Here is a 16,612-nt window from a genome sequence, read left to right as displayed (position 1 = left end):
TTCTAATTAATCTATTTTAATAATTCTAAAGTATTTTTTCTGTGTATTTTACCAGATAAGGTTTCTTTAAATTTTGGCAGGTAAAAAATCTCTTTTGGTACTTCATATTTATCAAGAACATCAAAAATTGATTTATCTACTGAACCTTCTTTACCTTCAACAACCATAATTAATCTATCTCCTAAAGTATCATCATGTTTAGAACCAATAAAAAATTGTTCTTCAATTTTTCCACGAAGTTTATATTCTATTTGTTCTGGGTGTAAATTAATACCTCCAGTATTAATGGCGTTATCAAAACGTCCTAACCAATCAAAAGATGTATCAGAATATATCTCTACTATATCATTAGTAACTACTTTTTCATCAGTTAATTCTGGAGCTTCAATAACTAAGCAACCACGGTCGTCTTTAGAAACAGTTACTCCGGGTAATGTTTGAAAGTATTTTTCAGACGCATCACCAGAGAAATTATTTAACTTTCTAACGGCAATATGAGATACAGTTTCTGTCATACCAAAAGTTTCATAAATCTGTGTACTCTTATCTTGTACTAGCTCTTTAATATGCTCAGAAACTCTTCCGCCACCAACAATTGCAGTTTTTAAAGACTTTAAATATTTAGCAAAGTTTTTAAGTTGCATAGGCGTAAACGCGCAAAAGTCATAATCTTTTCTTAAATCTATTCGCGGACTAGCAGAGGGCACCACCATATCTAATTCTAAACCTAAAATAATTGCCCTAACAATCATCATTTTACCAGCTATAAAGTTAGAAGGTAAACTGTTTAATACTTTTTTACCAGGAGATAAATCAAAAAAATTGCCAGTAGCTATTGCCGAATTAACCATGGCCTGCTTTTTTATTTTAATCTTTTTTGGTTTTCCTGTAGAACCTGAAGTTTTTACAACAATATGGTCACTTCTATCTAACCAATCTAATAAAAACAGTCCTAATTCTCTTTGATATGGTTCTCCTTCTTTTGTGAAACTATAAGCCACTTCCATTAGACTTTCATAATCATAATGGTAATCGTTTAATTTAAACCTATTGTGTACATTTTTGTAGGTAGGCATCATGTGTAATATTTTTATTGTATTTCTGTATTATCTAAAATTTTATAATCTTCTTTTTGTGGCGGTGTTACCGCTCCAAATAATTTATCATACCAATTGGTCCACCTATACTTTTTAGATAGGATAAAAAGAATTAATGGATATACAATTAAAACTGGTAAAACAATTTCCAGAATTGTATTTGTTGCTTCTTCTTCCGTATAAATAAAAATGGCATCTGTTTGTAATGCAGACCAAGATGTGGTAATTAAAATTGCGGCTAGAAAATTATTTCCAAAATGAAAACCCAATGCTAATTCTAGACCATTATCCATTAACGTCATAATCCCAAGTAATAAGCCTGTTCCAATATAAAAAACCATTGTAATATACCCCATTTCAGCAACTTCAGGATTAGCCCCATGCATAAGCCCAAATAATACCGAGGTTAATAATAACGGCATCCACTTGTTTTTTAAAAACACTCCTAAATACTGCATTAAATAGCCTCTAAATAAATATTCCTCTAAACCAATTTGGATAGGGAACAACAAAATACTGATAATAAACAGAATTGAAAACTTTAAAGGATCGAATTGAAGTTCTATTAATTCTGGACTAGAATAATAGCTAAAAGCAAAACTAATCAATGTTATTATTACTATTAATGAAAAAGAAAATACAATTCTACCCCAATCAATTTTTTTTCTTGACGTTGTTAAAGACAAAAGACTTCTTTGATGTAAAAACTTAACTAAAAGAAATAATAAAACCAATAGAATTACAAATGGTGATAAATTTACCGCAAGCCAAAAATTCTTACTTGGTATCAGTTCAAGCAACTTTCTTTGTTCTTCAACTACATCTATTCCATCGCCAAAAAAAAGGAAAAATATTATATTAAAAATAAAAAGTCCTGAAACCAAAAAAGTAGTTAAAAAAACCATCCATTTGTCTCTTTTTCCTTTAAATGCCTGCTGAATATAGTCCATTTATATTTCAAATTTGAAATTAATATTTTTATGGTACCGCAAGGTACCATTTTTTACTTGTAATGGGCAATCAAAATTATTTGTAAATAAACTACCAGTACCTAATCCCTGAGGTAATTTACTTTGCTTATTATAGGTGTATTGTGCAATAGCATTAAGCCCAACATTACTCTCTAAAGCACTTGTTATCCACCAACCTATTTCATTTTGGTCTGCAATAGAAATCCATTCATCTGAACCTGAAAAACCACCTATTAAACTGGGTTTCAATATAATGAATTGTGGTTTTATAGTTTGTATTAATTCACGCTTTTTTGTTACAGAGAATACACCAATTAACTCTTCATCTAAAGCTATTGGTAAAGGTGTATCTTTGCACAGCTTCGTCATCTCTTCAATCTGACCTTGTTTTATGGGTTGCTCTATTGAATGCAAATTGAATTCAGAAAGTATTTTTAATTTCTCTAAAGCTTCTGTTGGAGAAAAGGCACCGTTAGCATCAACACGCAGTTCAATATCTTTTTCAGAAAAAGAGTCTCTAATTGATTTTAAAAGGTTACATTCTATTTGAAAATCAATTGCACCAATTTTCATTTTTATACAATTGAATCCTGCATTAATTTTTTCTTCAATCTGTTGCTTCATAAAAGTCTCAGAACCCATCCAAATTAAGCCGTTTATTGGAATACAATCTTCACTTTTTGTGAATTTTGATGGAAACAGATTAAAAGTATCTTGAGCACCTAATGATTTAAACGCTATTTCTAAACCAAATTGAATACTAGGGAATTCAATGAGCTTACTTAGCAAAACATCCCTTCCAAGGTTTACATTTTCACAAACCCATTTAAGTTTTTCTTCATAATCTGATCTATCATCGGCCGAAAGCCCTCTAAATAACCCACATTCTCCAATACCTTTTTTACCATTTAAATCTAAAATGATAAACCAGGTTTCTTTTGTTTTTAGAATTCCTCTAGAAGTGCCACTAGCTTGCCTAAAGTTGAGAACGTATTTTTTATAAGATGCTATAATCATTTACAACTCAATAAACTCACCAATATTTAAGAGCATTAAGTCTTTTCCTTTTTCAAAGAATTTTCTTTTAGCTACTTCATGATTTATTTCTATATAACCAAAAGTATCGTAATGATAGCCTAATATTTTGTCGCATTCAATAAAGTCACTAGCAATAATAGCATCATCTATACCCATAGTAAAATTGTCTCCAACGGGAAGTACCGCCAAATCTAATTTTGTTTGCATTGGTATAAGTTTCATATCATAAGTAAGTGCAGTATCACCAGCTATATAAATATTTTTATGTTCTCCCTCTATAACAAAACCACCAGGTTGACCACCATAGCTTCCATCTGGAAAAGATGATGTATGGATAGCATTTACATATTTTACCCTACCAAAATCAAAACTCCATTGACCACCATGATTCATAGGATGTCCTTCAATTCCTAATTTGTTATAATGCGTTACAATTTCGTAATTGGAAACAATTTTTGCTCCCGTATTTTTGGCTATGACTTCCACATCTAAAATATGATCTTGATGTGCATGTGTTAATAGGATATAATCTGCCTTAATATCTTCTATTTTTATTTCTGAAGCATTAGGGTTTCCCGTTATGAAAGGGTCTACAAGAACATCAACACCGCTTACTTGAATTGCCAAACTTGCATGACCTAAAAATGTAATTTTCATTTGTAAATATTTTAAAAAAACTAAGGTGTTATTTCGGTAACAGAAAGTTACAAAAATTATCTACAACAAATGTCCAATACCTATTAGAGTTGCTAACAAAAAAGTTGTTAATGCGATCTTCTTTAGCTCAGGGTTTAAAAGTCTTGGGTCGGTATTTTTACTTACTTTTATTAAATGTATGATTAATGGGATATAAACTACAACGAAAATTAGATTATAAGGTGAGGTGTAATATAAAATTCCAAACAAGCCAGATAATGTTATTGCTAATATTATAAGGATATAATGATATTTTTTAGCTTTTCTTTTTCCTAACATCACCGCCAACGTGACTTTATCAGATTTCTTATCTGAATCTATATCACGCATATTATTTAAGTTCAGAACTGCTACACTTAATAAACCTATAACGCAAGCTGGTAAGATAGTAACATGATCAATTGTTTTAGCATATAAAACATAGCATCCGCAAACACTAACTAAACCAAAAAAAACAAACACAAAGAAATCTCCTAGACCTCTATATCCATATGCCTTACCACCGACAGTATATCTAATAGCCGCAACTATACTAGCAACTCCCAATAACATAAAAATAAGAGTCAATAAAAAATATCTATTTCCAAAAGCTGTGAATATTAATACCAACGCTAAAGCAATTGAAATTAACACATTAATTTTTATGGCATTAAACATTTGATCTGGAGAAATCTTTCCAGTTTGTATGGCTCTAGCAGGTCCAACCCTATCAGTATTATCAGTTCCTTTAACACCATCACCATAATCATTTGCTAGGTTAGATAAAATTTGTAAACTTAAAGTCGTTAAAATAGCAAGTACAAATATTCCCCACTTAAACAAACCATTATACTCAGCAAGACATGAAGCTAAGATAATACCTGAAATTGATAATGGAAGTGTGCGAAACCTCATTGCTGAAATCCATATTGAAATATTCTTCATATTAAGGAATCCATTTTTTTTCAAAATTAGGAGCTCTTTTTTCTAGAAATGCATTGCGACCTTCTTTGGCCTCCTCCGTCATATATGCCAACCTTGTGGCTTCTCCGGCAAAAACTTGCTGACCAACCATTCCATCATCTGTTAAGTTCATAGCGAACTTAAGCATTTTTATAGATGTTGGAGATTTAGCTAAAATCTCTTGTGCCCATTGATATGCAGTGTTTTCAAGCTCATCATGTGGAATAACGGCATTTACCATACCCATTTCATAGGCCTCTTGTGCGGAATAATTTCTACCTAAGAAAAATATTTCTCTTGCCTTTTTTTGCCCAACCATTTTAGCCAAATACGCTGAACCATAACCACCGTCAAAACTTGTCACGTCAGCATCTGTTTGCTTAAAAATAGCATGTTCCTTACTGGCTAAAGTTAAATCACAAACTACATGCAAACTATGTCCGCCACCTACTGCCCAACCCGGTACAACGGCTATTACTGCTTTTGGCATAAAACGAATTAATCGTTGAACTTCCAAAATGTTCAATCGGTGGTAACCATCTTCGCCTACATAACCTTGGTGTCCTCTTGCCTTTTGATCCCCTCCACTACAAAATGAAAAAACCCCATCTTTTGTTGAAGGTCCCTCTGCAGACAATAAAACAACCCCTATATTTACATCTTCATTAGCATCGTAAAACGCATCGTAAAGTTCGCTAGTTGTTTTTGGTCTAAAAGCATTTCTAACATTTGGTCTATTAAATGCAATACGGGCTACACCGTTATATTTCTTATAGGTAATATCTTCATACTCTTTTACTGTAACCCAGTTAGCCTGATCCATAAATGTTTCTGTTTCGTCAAAAATAAATTTATTTCGATAAAAAGCCGGCTATCAACTCAATAATTTTAATGTTAAATTATTAACAATGTAACAAAATATCAAACCTATCTTGGGTATTCCATAAAAGTAAAAACTCATGTTTTTTGTAGTATTTTAATTATTAAATTTGTTCTTAATTAATATTATTTTATATTTATTATTTTCTTTTTATCGATTAAATGCGTATTTTATCGAAATTTTAATCCAAATCGCCTATGTTATTGAATATTACCCTTACAATTTCGATATTATTTATTTTTAACCTTATACTACTAAGATTTAGCGTAAACAAGATAAATAGACCTGTAAAATCTAGAAGAAAACCAATTGTTCTTAAACTAGATAACTCAATTACAACAGAAATAGAAAAATTGGCAGCAACAGGAAGTTAATTCCATTATCACCATTTTATTGGAGTAGCATTCAAAGACTCTAGTAATTCATTAGTTTTACTAAAGTGTTTATTTCCAAACCAATAGCCTCTATTAGCACTTAATGGTGACGGATGGCCCGAAGTCAAAATATGATGTTTTGACTTATCAATTAATTTAGCCTTTTTTTTGGCAAACCCTCCCCAAAGCAAGAAAATCACATCTTTTCGTTCATTACTCACCTTTTTAATTACAGCATCAGTAAAGGTTTCCCAACCTTTTTTTTGATGACTTCCTGCATTATTGGCTCTCACAGTTAGTGTAGCGTTTAATAATAATACACCTTGACTTGACCACCTAAGCAAATCTCCACTTTTAGGATAACTAAGACCTAAATCTTTTTCAATCTCCTTAAAAATATTTATAAGAGATGGTGGGTGATTTATACCCTCTTCAACTGAAAAACATAATCCGTTAGCTTGTCCAGGTCCATGATAAGGGTCTTGGCCAATAATCACAACCTTAACATCATTAAAATGACAATGATTAAATGCGTTAAATATTTTCTTTCCTGATGGAAAACATGTATGATTTGAATATTCGGCCTTAATAAATTCAACCAATTCTTTAAAATAAAGTTTATTAAACTCTGTTTCCAAATAAGGTTTCCAACTTTGATGAATTTCTACGTTCATAATCTCTTTTTCAATACTCCATCCAAATTAATATTATATTAGTGGGAAATAAAAATAAAATAGATTGAAAAAAATAAAATTTCCTACAGCACAAACTATTCTCTTAATTATTGCTGCCTTAACCGCCATACTCACTTGGGTTTTTCCGTCAGGAAAATTTGACTCATTAACCTATAACAAAGCTAATAATCATTTTGTAAGAACCAGTTTAGAAGATTCAGAAATCTTATTAGCTAACCAAGAAACATTAAACAGCCTTGAAATAAAAATTCCTTTAGAAAAATTTACTAATGGTGATATTTGGAAACCTATAAGCATTCCTAATACTTATAAAAAGGTTGAAGCTTCACCTCAAGGTGTAATAAATTTTATTAAATCTCCTATAAAAGGAATTATTGAAGCTTCCGATATTATTTTTCTAGTATTATTTATTGGTGGTTTAATTGGAATTATGAACTATACAGGTGCTTTTGATGCTGGTATTTCATGGTTAGCTCTTTCGTTAAAAGGAAAAGAATACATTTTGATAATCCTTGTTACAACCATTATAGCTATTGGAGGAACAACCTTTGGTCTTGCCGAAGAAACTATTGCATTCTACCCCATTTTAATACCCATTTTTTTAGCGGCTAAATACGATGCCATGGTTGCTCTGGCTTGTATTTATTTAGGTTCAGCAATTGGGACTATGTGCTCTACTGTGAATCCGTTTAGTGCCATAATTGCGTCTGATGCATCTGGTATTAATTGGACCACCGGAATTACAGGAAGACTTGTAATGTGGGGGTTAGGACTTATTATTTGTATTATTTATATACTTAGATATGCTATTCGTGTTAAAAAAGACCCAACAAAATCCGTTATTTATAGCCAAAAGGATGAAATTGAATCACTATTTAAAAACAACATAAATACAGTTGGAAAAATGACAATTCAATTAAAAATTATCCTATTAGTGTTTGCTCTTTGTTTTATCGTAATGGTTTATGGGGTATCTCTAGAAGGTTGGTGGTTTGAAGAGATGATAGCTGTATTTTTTGTTGGAGCTATTCTTATTGGAATAATTGGTAGGATAAATGAGTTTAAATTTGTAGAAATATTTGTAAAGGGAGCTGGTGATTTATTAGGTGTAGCTTTAATAATTGGAATAGCAAGAGGTGTTTCTGTTTTAATGGATGACGGACAAATAAGCGACACTATGTTATATTATGCAAGTAACGCTACAATTGACATGAATAAAGGTGTTTTTATAAACGCTATGTTATTTATTTATGGTGGACTATCTTTTTTCATTCCTTCTTCCTCTGGTATGGCAGTATTAACCATGCCAATTATGTCTCCTCTGGCAGATGGCATAGGAATTGGCAGAGAATTAATTGTAAATGCTTATCAATATGGAATGGGTTTATTCTATTTTATTAATCCTACGGGGCTAATTTTAGCCTCTCTAGCTATAGTAAAAGTAGGCTATGATAAATGGTTAAGATTTGTAATGCCCCTAGTTATTATTTTAACATTAGTTACCATGGTCGTATTAACAATTTCAGTATACCTCTAGTGCTAGCTTATTATGTTAGCAAGCAACTCTTTTAGTAAATCTCCCTGAGGAACAGCATTAGCTCCAACGCCTTTACTTTTTACATCAAAAGTTCTTAATGTGGCAATTATAGCACTCACATTTTTCATAGGGTAGTTTCTTGCTGCTGTAATATATTCATTAACAAAATACGGATTTATCCTTAAGGCTGAGGCAACATTTCTTGGTGATTTGTCAGTTAATCCATGAAAATGAAGTAATTGCGAAAAGAAACTAAATAATAACGAAACTGTTACTACCATGGGGTTATCTTTAGGATTTTCAGCAAAGTAATTCACAATTTTATAGGCCTTAACTACATTACGCTCCCCTATAGCTTTACGTAATTCAAAATTATTAAAGTCTTTACTTATACCTATATTTTCTTCTATATGTTCTGGTGATATTTGACTTTCTTTTGGTAAAATAATTTGAAGTTTCTCCAGTTCATTATTTATTTTACTTAAATCTGTGCCTAAAAATTCCACCAACATTTGTGCAGCTTTGGGCGTAATAGTATATCCCTTTGGCGACAAAACTCTTCTAATCCAATCTGACACTTGATTTTCATAAAGCTTTTTACTTTCAAAAACAACACCAGACTTCTTTATAGACTTATATAAAGCTTTACGCTTGTCTATTTTCTTATATTTATAATTAATTACTAAAACTGTTGTAGGCTGCGGGTTTTCTGCATAAGTAGCTAACTTTTCTATAGTTCTAGATAAATCTTGAGCCTCTTTTACAATTACTACCTGATACTCAGCCATCATTGGAAATCGTTTGGCGTTTCCAACAACATCTTCAACCGATACATCTCTACCATATAGAATCATTTGGTTAAAACCACGTTCCTCTTCTGCCAATACATAGTTTTCAATAAAATCAGAAATTTTATCTATATAATAAGGCTCCTCCCCCATTAAGAAGTAGATGGGTTTTAAATTCTTATTTTTTATATCGGTTACTAACTGCTTGACTTCGTCCATTGAAAAAAAATCACCAAATTTGCGTAGTGCAAAAACTTAATTTCCCTACATATTCGTTTCGATTCAAAAGTAACGAAAATAAAATTTCTATTTTTGATTGTATTCGCAAAAAGTTTGTGATTTTACAACCCGAAGAATGGGTACGTCAACATTGTATTCAGTATTTAATTAATGAGAAAAAACACCCTATATCTTTAATTAGCATTGAAAAAGAATTAACGGTTAACAATCTAAAAAAGCGCTATGACATTGTAGTTTTTAATCCTGACGGCAGTATTCATTTAATAGTAGAATGTAAAGCTCCTAGCATTGAAATTAAGCAAGATACATTTGATCAAATTGCTAGATATAACTTAGTGTTAAACGCTAGTTATTTAATGGTAACTAACGGATTAAATCATTATTATTGCCAAATAGATTTTGAAAATGAGCGTTATAATTTTTTAAAAGATATTCCTGATTATTTGAAATGAAAATAGCTGTTGTTATATTAAATTGGAATGGCCAAAAATTGCTAAAACAGTTTTTACCATCCGTATTAGAATTTTCCAAGCATGCTAATATTTATATAGCAGATAATGCTTCTACAGATGACTCAATAAAATTTATTAAATCAAACTACCCCTCAATACAAATTATTCAGAATCAAGAAAATGGAGGTTACGCAAAAGGCTATAATGATGCTTTGAAAAATTTAGACGAAGACGTATTTTGTCTGCTAAATAGTGATGTTGAAGTTACAGAAAACTGGTTAGCCCCTATAATAACTGTGTTTAAAGAAAACCCAAAAACAGCTGTTGTTCAACCAAAATTATTAGACTATAACAAAAAAGACTACTTTGAATATGCTGGTGCAGGTGGTGGTTTTATTGATAAATACGGGTACCCATATTGTAGAGGAAGACTCTTTAATACTATAGAAAAAGACACAGGGCAGTACAATGATATTGCCAATATTTTTTGGGCTTCTGGTGCTTGCTTTTTTATTAGAAGCCAAGTTTTTAATGAACTTAATGGGTTTGACGAATCATTTTTTGCGCATATGGAAGAAATAGATCTTTGTTGGAGAGTTAAAAACTCTGGATATTCTGTTAATTATGTTGGCAATTCACAAGTATATCATATTGGTGGAGCTACACTAAAAAACACCCACCCAAAAAAAACATACTTAAACTTTAGAAATAGCCTTTTTACACTTACCAAAAATGCTAAAGGTTCTTTATTACCAATTATTTTTATAAGACTAATTTTAGATGGTTTTGCAGGAATCAAATTTTTGTTAGAACTAAAACCAAAACATACATTTTCAATACTCCATGCGCACTTTAGTTTTTATAAAAACTTAGGGCAATTGCTAAAAAAGAGAAAACTAGCTAAAACCAAGATAAAATATTATAAGAAAACATCTATTGTAGTTGATTATTTCGTAAATAATAAAACCAATTATAACAGTTTATAATAGAGTTAGCAAAAGTTTTGTTAACATTAGCATTTTAAGTGGTTTTTTACATACTTTTGTGCTGTTGACCATTAAAATTAATCCATATCATTTTCTAATATTTTATCATGAAAAAACTCTTATTACTTAGCTTATCTTCATTATTAGTCTTAAGCTCATGTGTTTCTAAAAAAGAATTCACAGCATTAGAAGAAAAACAAAAAGAAACCCAAGATTTATTAAATTCTGCAACTGTTAAATTGAATTCTTGTTTAGAAGAACGGGCAACAGCAACTGCAAAAGCAACACTTTTAGAAGGTCAGGTTGAAGATTTAAAAAAGTACAATGATAACCTACAAGTATTATCAGCTAAAAGTGCAAGTAGTATAGAAAAAACACTTGAAAGCATTCAAGAAAAAGAGCTTAAAATTAATCGTTTACAAGATGCCCTTACAAAAAAAGACAGTGTTACCTTAGCATTAGTAACAAGCTTAAAACGTGAAGTAGGAATTAACGACCCAGACATTGAAGTTAATGTTGAAAAAGGCGTTGTATTTATTTCTATTGCTGATAAACTATTATTTAAAAGTGGTAGTTACAATGTAACATCTAAAGCTAAAGACGTGCTTGCTAAAGTAGCTAAAGTAATTAATAGCAAGCCTGAGTTTGAAGCAATGATTGAAGGACATACAGATAACGTTAGCTATAGTAAAGAACCTTTATTAGACAACTGGGATTTAAGTGTTAAGCGCTCTACTTCTATCATTAGAGTTTTACAAGAATTAGGCGTTAACCCTAAACAACTTATTGCTGCTGGACGTGCAGAATTTGTGCCTTTAGTAGATAATGATACTGCTGAAAACAGAGCTAAAAACAGACGCACACGTGTTGTTGTATTACCAAAAATCGATCAGTTTTATGACATGATTGAAAAAGAAATGAAAAACCTTTCTACAGGTAATTAATAACAACTTGGTTATATAATAAAAAGCTCAACATAAAAGTTGAGCTTTTTTATTAAAACATTTCTATACTGCCTTTACCTTCTCTAACAATAAGAAGTTCTTCACCAGAAAGATCAATAACTGTTGATGGTTCATTACCACCATAGCCACCATCAATAACAGCATCAACTAAATGACTCCATTTTTCAAGAATAAGTTCAGGGTCTGTTGTGTATTCAATAACTTCATCTTCATCATAAATAGAAGTTGAAATAATTGGGTTTCCTAATTCCCTCACAATTTCTAAGGCTATATTATTATTAGGAACTCTTATACCAACTGTTTTTTTCTTTTTAAAAGGATTTGGCAAAGATTTAGACCCGGGAAGCACAAAAGTATAAGGTCCTGGTAGTGCTCGTTTTAAAATCTTAAAAACTGAAGTGTCTATTTGCTTTACATAATCGCTTAAATTACTTAAGTCATGACAAACAAATGAAAAATTAGCTTTTTCTAATTTAACACCCTTAATTTTGGCTACCTTCTCTAAAGCCTTTAAATTTGTAATATCACAGCCCAAACCGTAAACTGTATCTGTTGGATAAATTATTAGACCTCCTTTTTTTAGAATAGAAACCACTCTATCAACTTCTTTTTGATTAGGATTTTCTTCATATATTCTTATAAATTCTGCCATAATAATTACATTGCAATATCGTTTACAAAGTAACTATAATTTTCATGATGAAAAGTTTTAAAAATAATTTCTTCTGTTTTTTCGTATTAATTTTCCTTACAAATTGTTCAACAGAATCAATTTCAGTTGAAGAACCTGATACTTTTGACCCTACTGAATATTATGAAGAAATCAATATTTCTTACGGTGAATTTGATGATCAAAAATTTGACCTGTATTTACCTGCAAATAGAACAGCTAATACCAAAACCGTAATACTTGTTCATGGTGGTGGATGGATATCCGGAGACAAAAGCGACATGAACACGATAAAAGACCTCATTCGCTTAGATTTTCCTAATCTGGCAATTGTAAATATGAACTATAGATTGGCGGATATGGAAAACAAACCTTTACCCATGCAAACTGATGACATTACATCTGTTATTAATATGCTGAAATCAAATAAAAGTTCATATACTATTTCCGAGGATTTTGGTTTTATTGGTACTAGCGCCGGAGGACATTTATCACTGTTATGGAGTTATGCTCTTGATACAAACAAAAATATTAATATGGTATGTAGTATTGTTGGACCAACAAACCTTACTGACCCCGCCTATTTAAACAATACTGACCCTGAATTACAAATTTTACTAAGCCTATTTGGAGAGAACCCTTCAACTGAATATTTAGAAACATCAAGTCCTTTACACCAAGTAACCTCTGAAGCGCCAGCTTCTATATTGTTTTATGGCGGAGAAGACCCATTAATACCAACTTCACAGGGAATAGATTTACGTGATAGACTTCTAGAACTTAATGTTACTCATGAATTCACTTTATACCCAGAAGCTGGTCATGGTTGGGATGGTATTGAATTGCTTGATACCTGGACAAAACTCAAACTCTTTATGCAAGCATATTTATAGGCTGTAAATTAACGCATTCCTATACCGCCACCGCGACCTCCTTGACCTCCACGCATACCACCAGACATTTGACCTCTTTGTTGGTTATTGGACTCTGGTTTAGGGTTTAACTCTTCCTTAATCTTCTTTTGATACTTTAACCATTTTTTATATTTTTTTTCATCAAGTACCTCTTCTAACTTCTTATTTAGTTTTATTTCTTCTTCTTCAACAGCTCTTTTAACCGGTTCTATTTTTTCTCTTATTTGATGACGCATACCATCTCTTCCATCTGCCCCCTCTCCTCTTCTTCTTTCTCTACTGTCGTCTTCCATAATATCATCCTCTCCAAAACCTCCCATTTCTTGATTTCCTCTACCCTGTCTTCTGCTAGACATTCTAGCCTTCATCATTGCATTTACATAAATATTTAACGTATCAAAGTTATCCTTATTTATTAATTTAATTTCTTCAATCTTAGAATTATAATTTAATAAGACTCTTCTAACACTTACCATAAGTGCTTTCTGTTTCTTTTTATTAAGTTTTAATTTATCAATGGCTTCTATATCATTATAACTAAAGATTCCTGCTATTTCATAAGCATTAAATACTCTCATCTCAGGTCTTTGCTGTCCCATTTGACCGCCTTGACCACTACCTCTCATTCCCCCACCCTGCATACCTCCACCGGGTTGTCCTTGCAAAAAACTAAAACTTAAAATACCAGCTAATAATAAGAAAGATCTCATAAAATATTTTTTTTGATTTATAAGTTTTGATGCCTAAATCAAATAAAACTTTCGGCATTAACAATATTTTATGAAAAATAAAGATGTCTTCTATAAGTCCCTAACCAACAACCTCTAACTTAGCAAAACGAAGTAATAATTTTTTAACACCCCCTATATCAAATTTAATTTCTGCCTTCATATCACCGCCAACTCCTTCTATTTTTAAGACTTCACCAGTACCAAAGCGTAAATGCTTCACCATATTGCCAACAGCCAATTTACTATCAAATAAATTAGTGTTTTCTTGATTATTAGAAATGTTAGATTTTGAAACTGGTTTTAAGTTTTTAGGTGTTGTTACCTGAAACTTAGCCACTTCTTTTTTTGCTGATCCCTTTTTGAATGATGGCTGTTTAGCCGGTTTAAACCTAACCTTATTATATTCTGTTTTATTTCCACTAGAATCAACATCACCAAAAATATCGGCACTCAACATTGGGTTAATTCTTTGCTCTTCAATTGGTGTTTGAATATCAAGATATTGATCGTCAATTTCTTCTATAAACCTACTAGGTTCGGAATCTATTAACTTTCCCCAACGGTACCTTGAAAGTGCATAAGTTAAATATGCTTGTTTTTCAGCTCTAGTTAAAGCAACATAAAACAAACGACGTTCTTCTTCAAGCTCAGAACGCGTATTCATACTCATTGCACTAGGAAATAAATCTTCTTCTAAACCAACTATATATACATACGGAAACTCAAGCCCCTTTGCTAGATGAATAGTCATTAAAGCAACTCTATCGGCATCACCTTTATCATTATCTAAATCTGTTGCCAGAGCTACATCTTCAAGAAATTCAGCTAAAGATCCTGTGGCATCGGCTAACTCTTTTTGCCCTTCAACAAAATCTTTCATACCATTTAAGAGCTCTTCAATATTTTCCATTCTTGTAACACCTTCTGGCGTACCATCTTTATTGAACTCTCTTATCAATCCGCTACTTCTAGTTACGTGTTCTGCCAACTCAAAAACATCGGCAGTTTGATTCATAACCTGATAGCTTTCAATTAAAGTGACAAAATTTTGAAGTTTCGTTCTGGTACCAGAATTGATTTTAACCTCAGTCTTATCAATATTTTTCATCACCTCAAAAATGGACCTATTATATCCATTCGCAGCTACTATCAACCTATCAACTGTTGTTTGGCCAATACCCCGTGGCGGAAAATTAATCACACGTTTTAAGGCCTCTTCATCTTTAGGGTTAATTACTAACCTCAAATATGATAACACATCCTTAATTTCTTTACGTTGATAAAACGACAACCCCCCATATATCCTATAAGGAATATCTCTTTTACGTAAAGCATCTTCAATAGAACGAGATTGTGCATTAGTACGATACAAAATAGCAAAATCACTATTTAGTAATTGCTCATTCATTTTGGTTTCAAAAATAGTACTAGCAACATATCGCCCTTCATCACCATCGGTTAAAGATCTATGCACTATAATTTTACCCCCTTCATCATTTGCTGTCCAAACTATTTTATCAAGTTTAGTTTGGTTTTTATCAATAACAGAATTTGCGGCATTTACTATGTTTTTAGTTGAACGATAGTTTTGTTCTAGCCTAAATACCTTCACATCATCATAATCCTTCTGGAAATTAAGGATGTTATTAATGTTGGCACCCCTGAACGCATAAATACTTTGTGCATCATCACCAACAACACATATGTTTTGAAATTTATCAGATAATGCCCTAACAATCAAATACTGTGAATGATTAGTATCTTGATACTCATCAACCAAAATATATTTAAATCGGTTTTGATACTTTGCTAGCACTTCAGGAAAACGTGTTAATAACTCATTGGTTTTCAACAGTAAATCATCAAAATCCATAGCACCAGCTTTAAAGCATCTATTTACATATTCTTTATAAATATCTCCCATTCTTGGACGACGCGCCATGGTATCGGCTTCAATTAATTCTGGGTTTTGAAAATAAGCTCTAACAGTAATTAAGCTATTTTTATAAGATGAAATTCTAGAACGAATCTGCTTATACTTGTAAATATCTTTATCAAGACTCATTTCTTTAATTATAGAAGCTATTAACCTATCAGAATCTTGTGTATCATAAATAGTAAAGTTACTAGGGTAGCCCAATTTTTCTGCTTCAGAACGCAAGATTCTGGCAAATACAGAGTGAAACGTTCCCATCCACAAATTCTTTGCTTCACTATCACCCACAATAGTAGCAATACGCTCTTTCATTTCGCGGGCGGCTTTATTGGTGAACGTTAAGGCTAAAATATTAAAGGCATCAATGCCTTTACTCATCATGTAAGCAATTCTATATGTAAGCACACGCGTTTTTCCAGAACCCGCGCCTGCTATCACTATCATCGGACCATCTATTTGTATAGTAGGCTCTAATTGTGCATCATTTAGCTGGCTCAAATACTTTTCCAAATCATCATCATTTTTATCTTGTGAAAATAACTATAGTTTCGCTTTTAGCTAAAGGGTTTTATTAATAATTATAAACAATTCAATGTAATAATTCAGGGGTTCCCACGCTTTGGGGGTGGTCGGGCTTTCCACGTTACGCGGTAACTTGTTCCAATCCCTAACCCACCAACCCTTTAAGAAACTGTCAACA

Annotated in this window: 16 protein-coding genes; 5 read left to right on the top strand and 11 right to left on the bottom strand. The window is 31.8% G+C overall.

Translation table 11 applies throughout. The features are described from left to right. Positions 1 to 11: 11 nt before the first annotated feature. The 7 genes from N1F78_RS13010 to N1F78_RS12980 form a co-directional block, all read right to left on the bottom strand. A complete protein-coding gene (locus tag N1F78_RS13010) occupies positions 12 to 1,079 on the bottom strand; it encodes an AMP-binding protein (protein WP_406683598.1) in 1,068 nt (355 codons plus the stop codon). Positions 1,080 to 1,090: 11 nt separating this feature from the next. Then, positions 1,091 to 2,047 carry a lysostaphin resistance A-like protein gene (locus N1F78_RS13005; protein WP_406683597.1) on the bottom strand — a complete coding sequence of 319 codons (957 nt, stop codon included), beginning with the start codon at positions 2,045 to 2,047 and terminating at the stop codon, positions 1,091 to 1,093. Beyond that, positions 2,048 to 3,085, bottom strand: coding sequence for an o-succinylbenzoate synthase (locus N1F78_RS13000; protein WP_406683596.1), 1,038 nt, complete (start codon positions 3,083 to 3,085; stop codon positions 2,048 to 2,050). Further along, the gene (locus N1F78_RS12995) at positions 3,086 to 3,763 is read right to left on the bottom strand and encodes a metal-dependent hydrolase (RefSeq protein ID WP_406683595.1); all 678 of its coding nucleotides are present in this window, start codon (positions 3,761 to 3,763) and stop codon (positions 3,086 to 3,088) included. Positions 3,764 to 3,823: 60 nt separating this feature from the next. Continuing rightward, positions 3,824 to 4,726 (bottom strand): 1,4-dihydroxy-2-naphthoate octaprenyltransferase, encoded by a 903-nt coding sequence (menA, locus tag N1F78_RS12990; protein WP_406683594.1) that lies wholly within the window; start codon positions 4,724 to 4,726, stop codon positions 3,824 to 3,826. 1 nt (position 4,727) lies between these two features. Beyond that, positions 4,728 to 5,567: a 1,4-dihydroxy-2-naphthoyl-CoA synthase gene (locus tag N1F78_RS12985; RefSeq protein WP_406683593.1), complete on the bottom strand. Its 840-nt coding sequence runs from the start codon at positions 5,565 to 5,567 to the stop codon at positions 4,728 to 4,730. A 439-nt stretch (positions 5,568 to 6,006) separates the two neighbouring features. After that, the gene (locus N1F78_RS12980) at positions 6,007 to 6,672 is read right to left on the bottom strand and encodes a uracil-DNA glycosylase (protein ID WP_406683592.1); all 666 of its coding nucleotides are present in this window, start codon (positions 6,670 to 6,672) and stop codon (positions 6,007 to 6,009) included. A 64-nt stretch (positions 6,673 to 6,736) separates the two neighbouring features. On the opposite strand from N1F78_RS12980, the gene N1F78_RS12975 reads away from it, so the two are divergent. Beyond that, positions 6,737 to 8,230: a YfcC family protein gene (locus N1F78_RS12975; protein WP_406683591.1), complete on the top strand. Its 1,494-nt coding sequence runs from the start codon at positions 6,737 to 6,739 to the stop codon at positions 8,228 to 8,230. A gap of 2 nt (positions 8,231 to 8,232) precedes the next feature. On the opposite strand, the gene holA is transcribed toward N1F78_RS12975, so the two are convergent. Beyond that, the gene (holA, locus tag N1F78_RS12970; protein ID WP_406683590.1) at positions 8,233 to 9,237 is read right to left on the bottom strand and encodes a DNA polymerase III subunit delta; all 1,005 of its coding nucleotides are present in this window, start codon (positions 9,235 to 9,237) and stop codon (positions 8,233 to 8,235) included. 26 nt (positions 9,238 to 9,263) lie between these two features. On the opposite strand from holA, the gene N1F78_RS12965 reads away from it, so the two are divergent. The 3 genes from N1F78_RS12965 (at position 9,264) to N1F78_RS12955 (ending at position 11,640) form a co-directional block, all read left to right on the top strand. Further along, complete coding sequence (locus N1F78_RS12965; protein WP_406683589.1) at positions 9,264 to 9,710, top strand: type I restriction enzyme HsdR N-terminal domain-containing protein; 447 nt, start codon at positions 9,264 to 9,266, stop codon at positions 9,708 to 9,710. Continuing rightward, positions 9,707 to 10,696, top strand: coding sequence for a glycosyltransferase family 2 protein (locus N1F78_RS12960; protein ID WP_406683588.1), 990 nt, complete (start codon positions 9,707 to 9,709; stop codon positions 10,694 to 10,696). Before N1F78_RS12965 ends, N1F78_RS12960 begins: the two co-directional genes overlap by 4 nt. Before the next feature lie 107 nt (positions 10,697 to 10,803). Next, the gene (locus N1F78_RS12955) at positions 10,804 to 11,640 is read left to right on the top strand and encodes a flagellar motor protein MotB (RefSeq protein WP_406683587.1); all 837 of its coding nucleotides are present in this window, start codon (positions 10,804 to 10,806) and stop codon (positions 11,638 to 11,640) included. 52 nt (positions 11,641 to 11,692) lie between these two features. On the opposite strand, the gene N1F78_RS12950 is transcribed toward N1F78_RS12955, so the two are convergent. Continuing rightward, positions 11,693 to 12,313, bottom strand: a complete 621-nt coding sequence (locus tag N1F78_RS12950; protein ID WP_406683586.1) for an L-threonylcarbamoyladenylate synthase — start codon at positions 12,311 to 12,313, stop codon at positions 11,693 to 11,695. A 44-nt stretch (positions 12,314 to 12,357) separates the two neighbouring features. On the opposite strand from N1F78_RS12950, the gene N1F78_RS12945 reads away from it, so the two are divergent. After that, entirely contained in the window at positions 12,358 to 13,224 is an 867-nt protein-coding gene (locus tag N1F78_RS12945) for an alpha/beta hydrolase fold domain-containing protein (RefSeq protein WP_406683585.1), read from the top strand. A gap of 8 nt (positions 13,225 to 13,232) precedes the next feature. Here N1F78_RS12945 and N1F78_RS12940 read toward each other — a convergent pair whose 3' ends face one another. Then, entirely contained in the window at positions 13,233 to 13,955 is a 723-nt protein-coding gene (locus tag N1F78_RS12940) for a hypothetical protein (protein ID WP_406683584.1), read from the bottom strand. A gap of 100 nt (positions 13,956 to 14,055) precedes the next feature. After that, entirely contained in the window at positions 14,056 to 16,422 is a 2,367-nt protein-coding gene (locus tag N1F78_RS12935) for an ATP-dependent helicase (protein ID WP_406683583.1), read from the bottom strand. Positions 16,423 to 16,612: the final 190 nt, after the last annotated feature.

The sequence above is a fragment of the Seonamhaeicola sp. MEBiC01930 genome, assembly GCF_045277075.1.
In the GTDB taxonomy this organism is placed as follows: Bacteria; Bacteroidota; Bacteroidia; order Flavobacteriales; family Flavobacteriaceae; genus Seonamhaeicola.
The sequence above is the reverse complement of the archived record's forward strand: the minus strand, read 5'-3'. Positions and strand labels throughout refer to the sequence as shown.

Bases quoted from the DNA above. Each gene is read 5' to 3' on its own strand.
- N1F78_RS12960 (WP_406683588.1), top strand. From the start codon at position 9,707: ATGAAAATAGCTGTTGTTATATTAAATTGGAATGGCCAAAAATTGCTA.
- N1F78_RS12955 (WP_406683587.1), top strand. From the start codon at position 10,804: ATGAAAAAACTCTTATTACTTAGCTTATCTTCATTATTAGTCTTAAGC.
- N1F78_RS12945 (WP_406683585.1), top strand. From the start codon at position 12,358: ATGATGAAAAGTTTTAAAAATAATTTCTTCTGTTTTTTCGTATTAATT.
- N1F78_RS12950 (WP_406683586.1), bottom strand. From the start codon at position 12,313: ATGGCAGAATTTATAAGAATATATGAAGAAAATCCTAATCAAAAAGAA.
- N1F78_RS12940 (WP_406683584.1), bottom strand. From the start codon at position 13,955: ATGAGATCTTTCTTATTATTAGCTGGTATTTTAAGTTTTAGTTTTTTG.
- N1F78_RS12985 (WP_406683593.1), bottom strand. From the start codon at position 5,567: ATGGATCAGGCTAACTGGGTTACAGTAAAAGAGTATGAAGATATTACC.
- N1F78_RS13000 (WP_406683596.1), bottom strand. From the start codon at position 3,085: ATGATTATAGCATCTTATAAAAAATACGTTCTCAACTTTAGGCAAGCT.
- holA (WP_406683590.1), bottom strand. From the start codon at position 9,237: ATGGACGAAGTCAAGCAGTTAGTAACCGATATAAAAAATAAGAATTTA.
- N1F78_RS13005 (WP_406683597.1), bottom strand. From the start codon at position 2,047: ATGGACTATATTCAGCAGGCATTTAAAGGAAAAAGAGACAAATGGATG.
- N1F78_RS12980 (WP_406683592.1), bottom strand. From the start codon at position 6,672: ATGAACGTAGAAATTCATCAAAGTTGGAAACCTTATTTGGAAACAGAG.
- N1F78_RS12995 (WP_406683595.1), bottom strand. From the start codon at position 3,763: ATGAAAATTACATTTTTAGGTCATGCAAGTTTGGCAATTCAAGTAAGC.
- menA (WP_406683594.1), bottom strand. From the start codon at position 4,726: ATGAAGAATATTTCAATATGGATTTCAGCAATGAGGTTTCGCACACTT.
- N1F78_RS13010 (WP_406683598.1), bottom strand. From the start codon at position 1,079: ATGATGCCTACCTACAAAAATGTACACAATAGGTTTAAATTAAACGAT.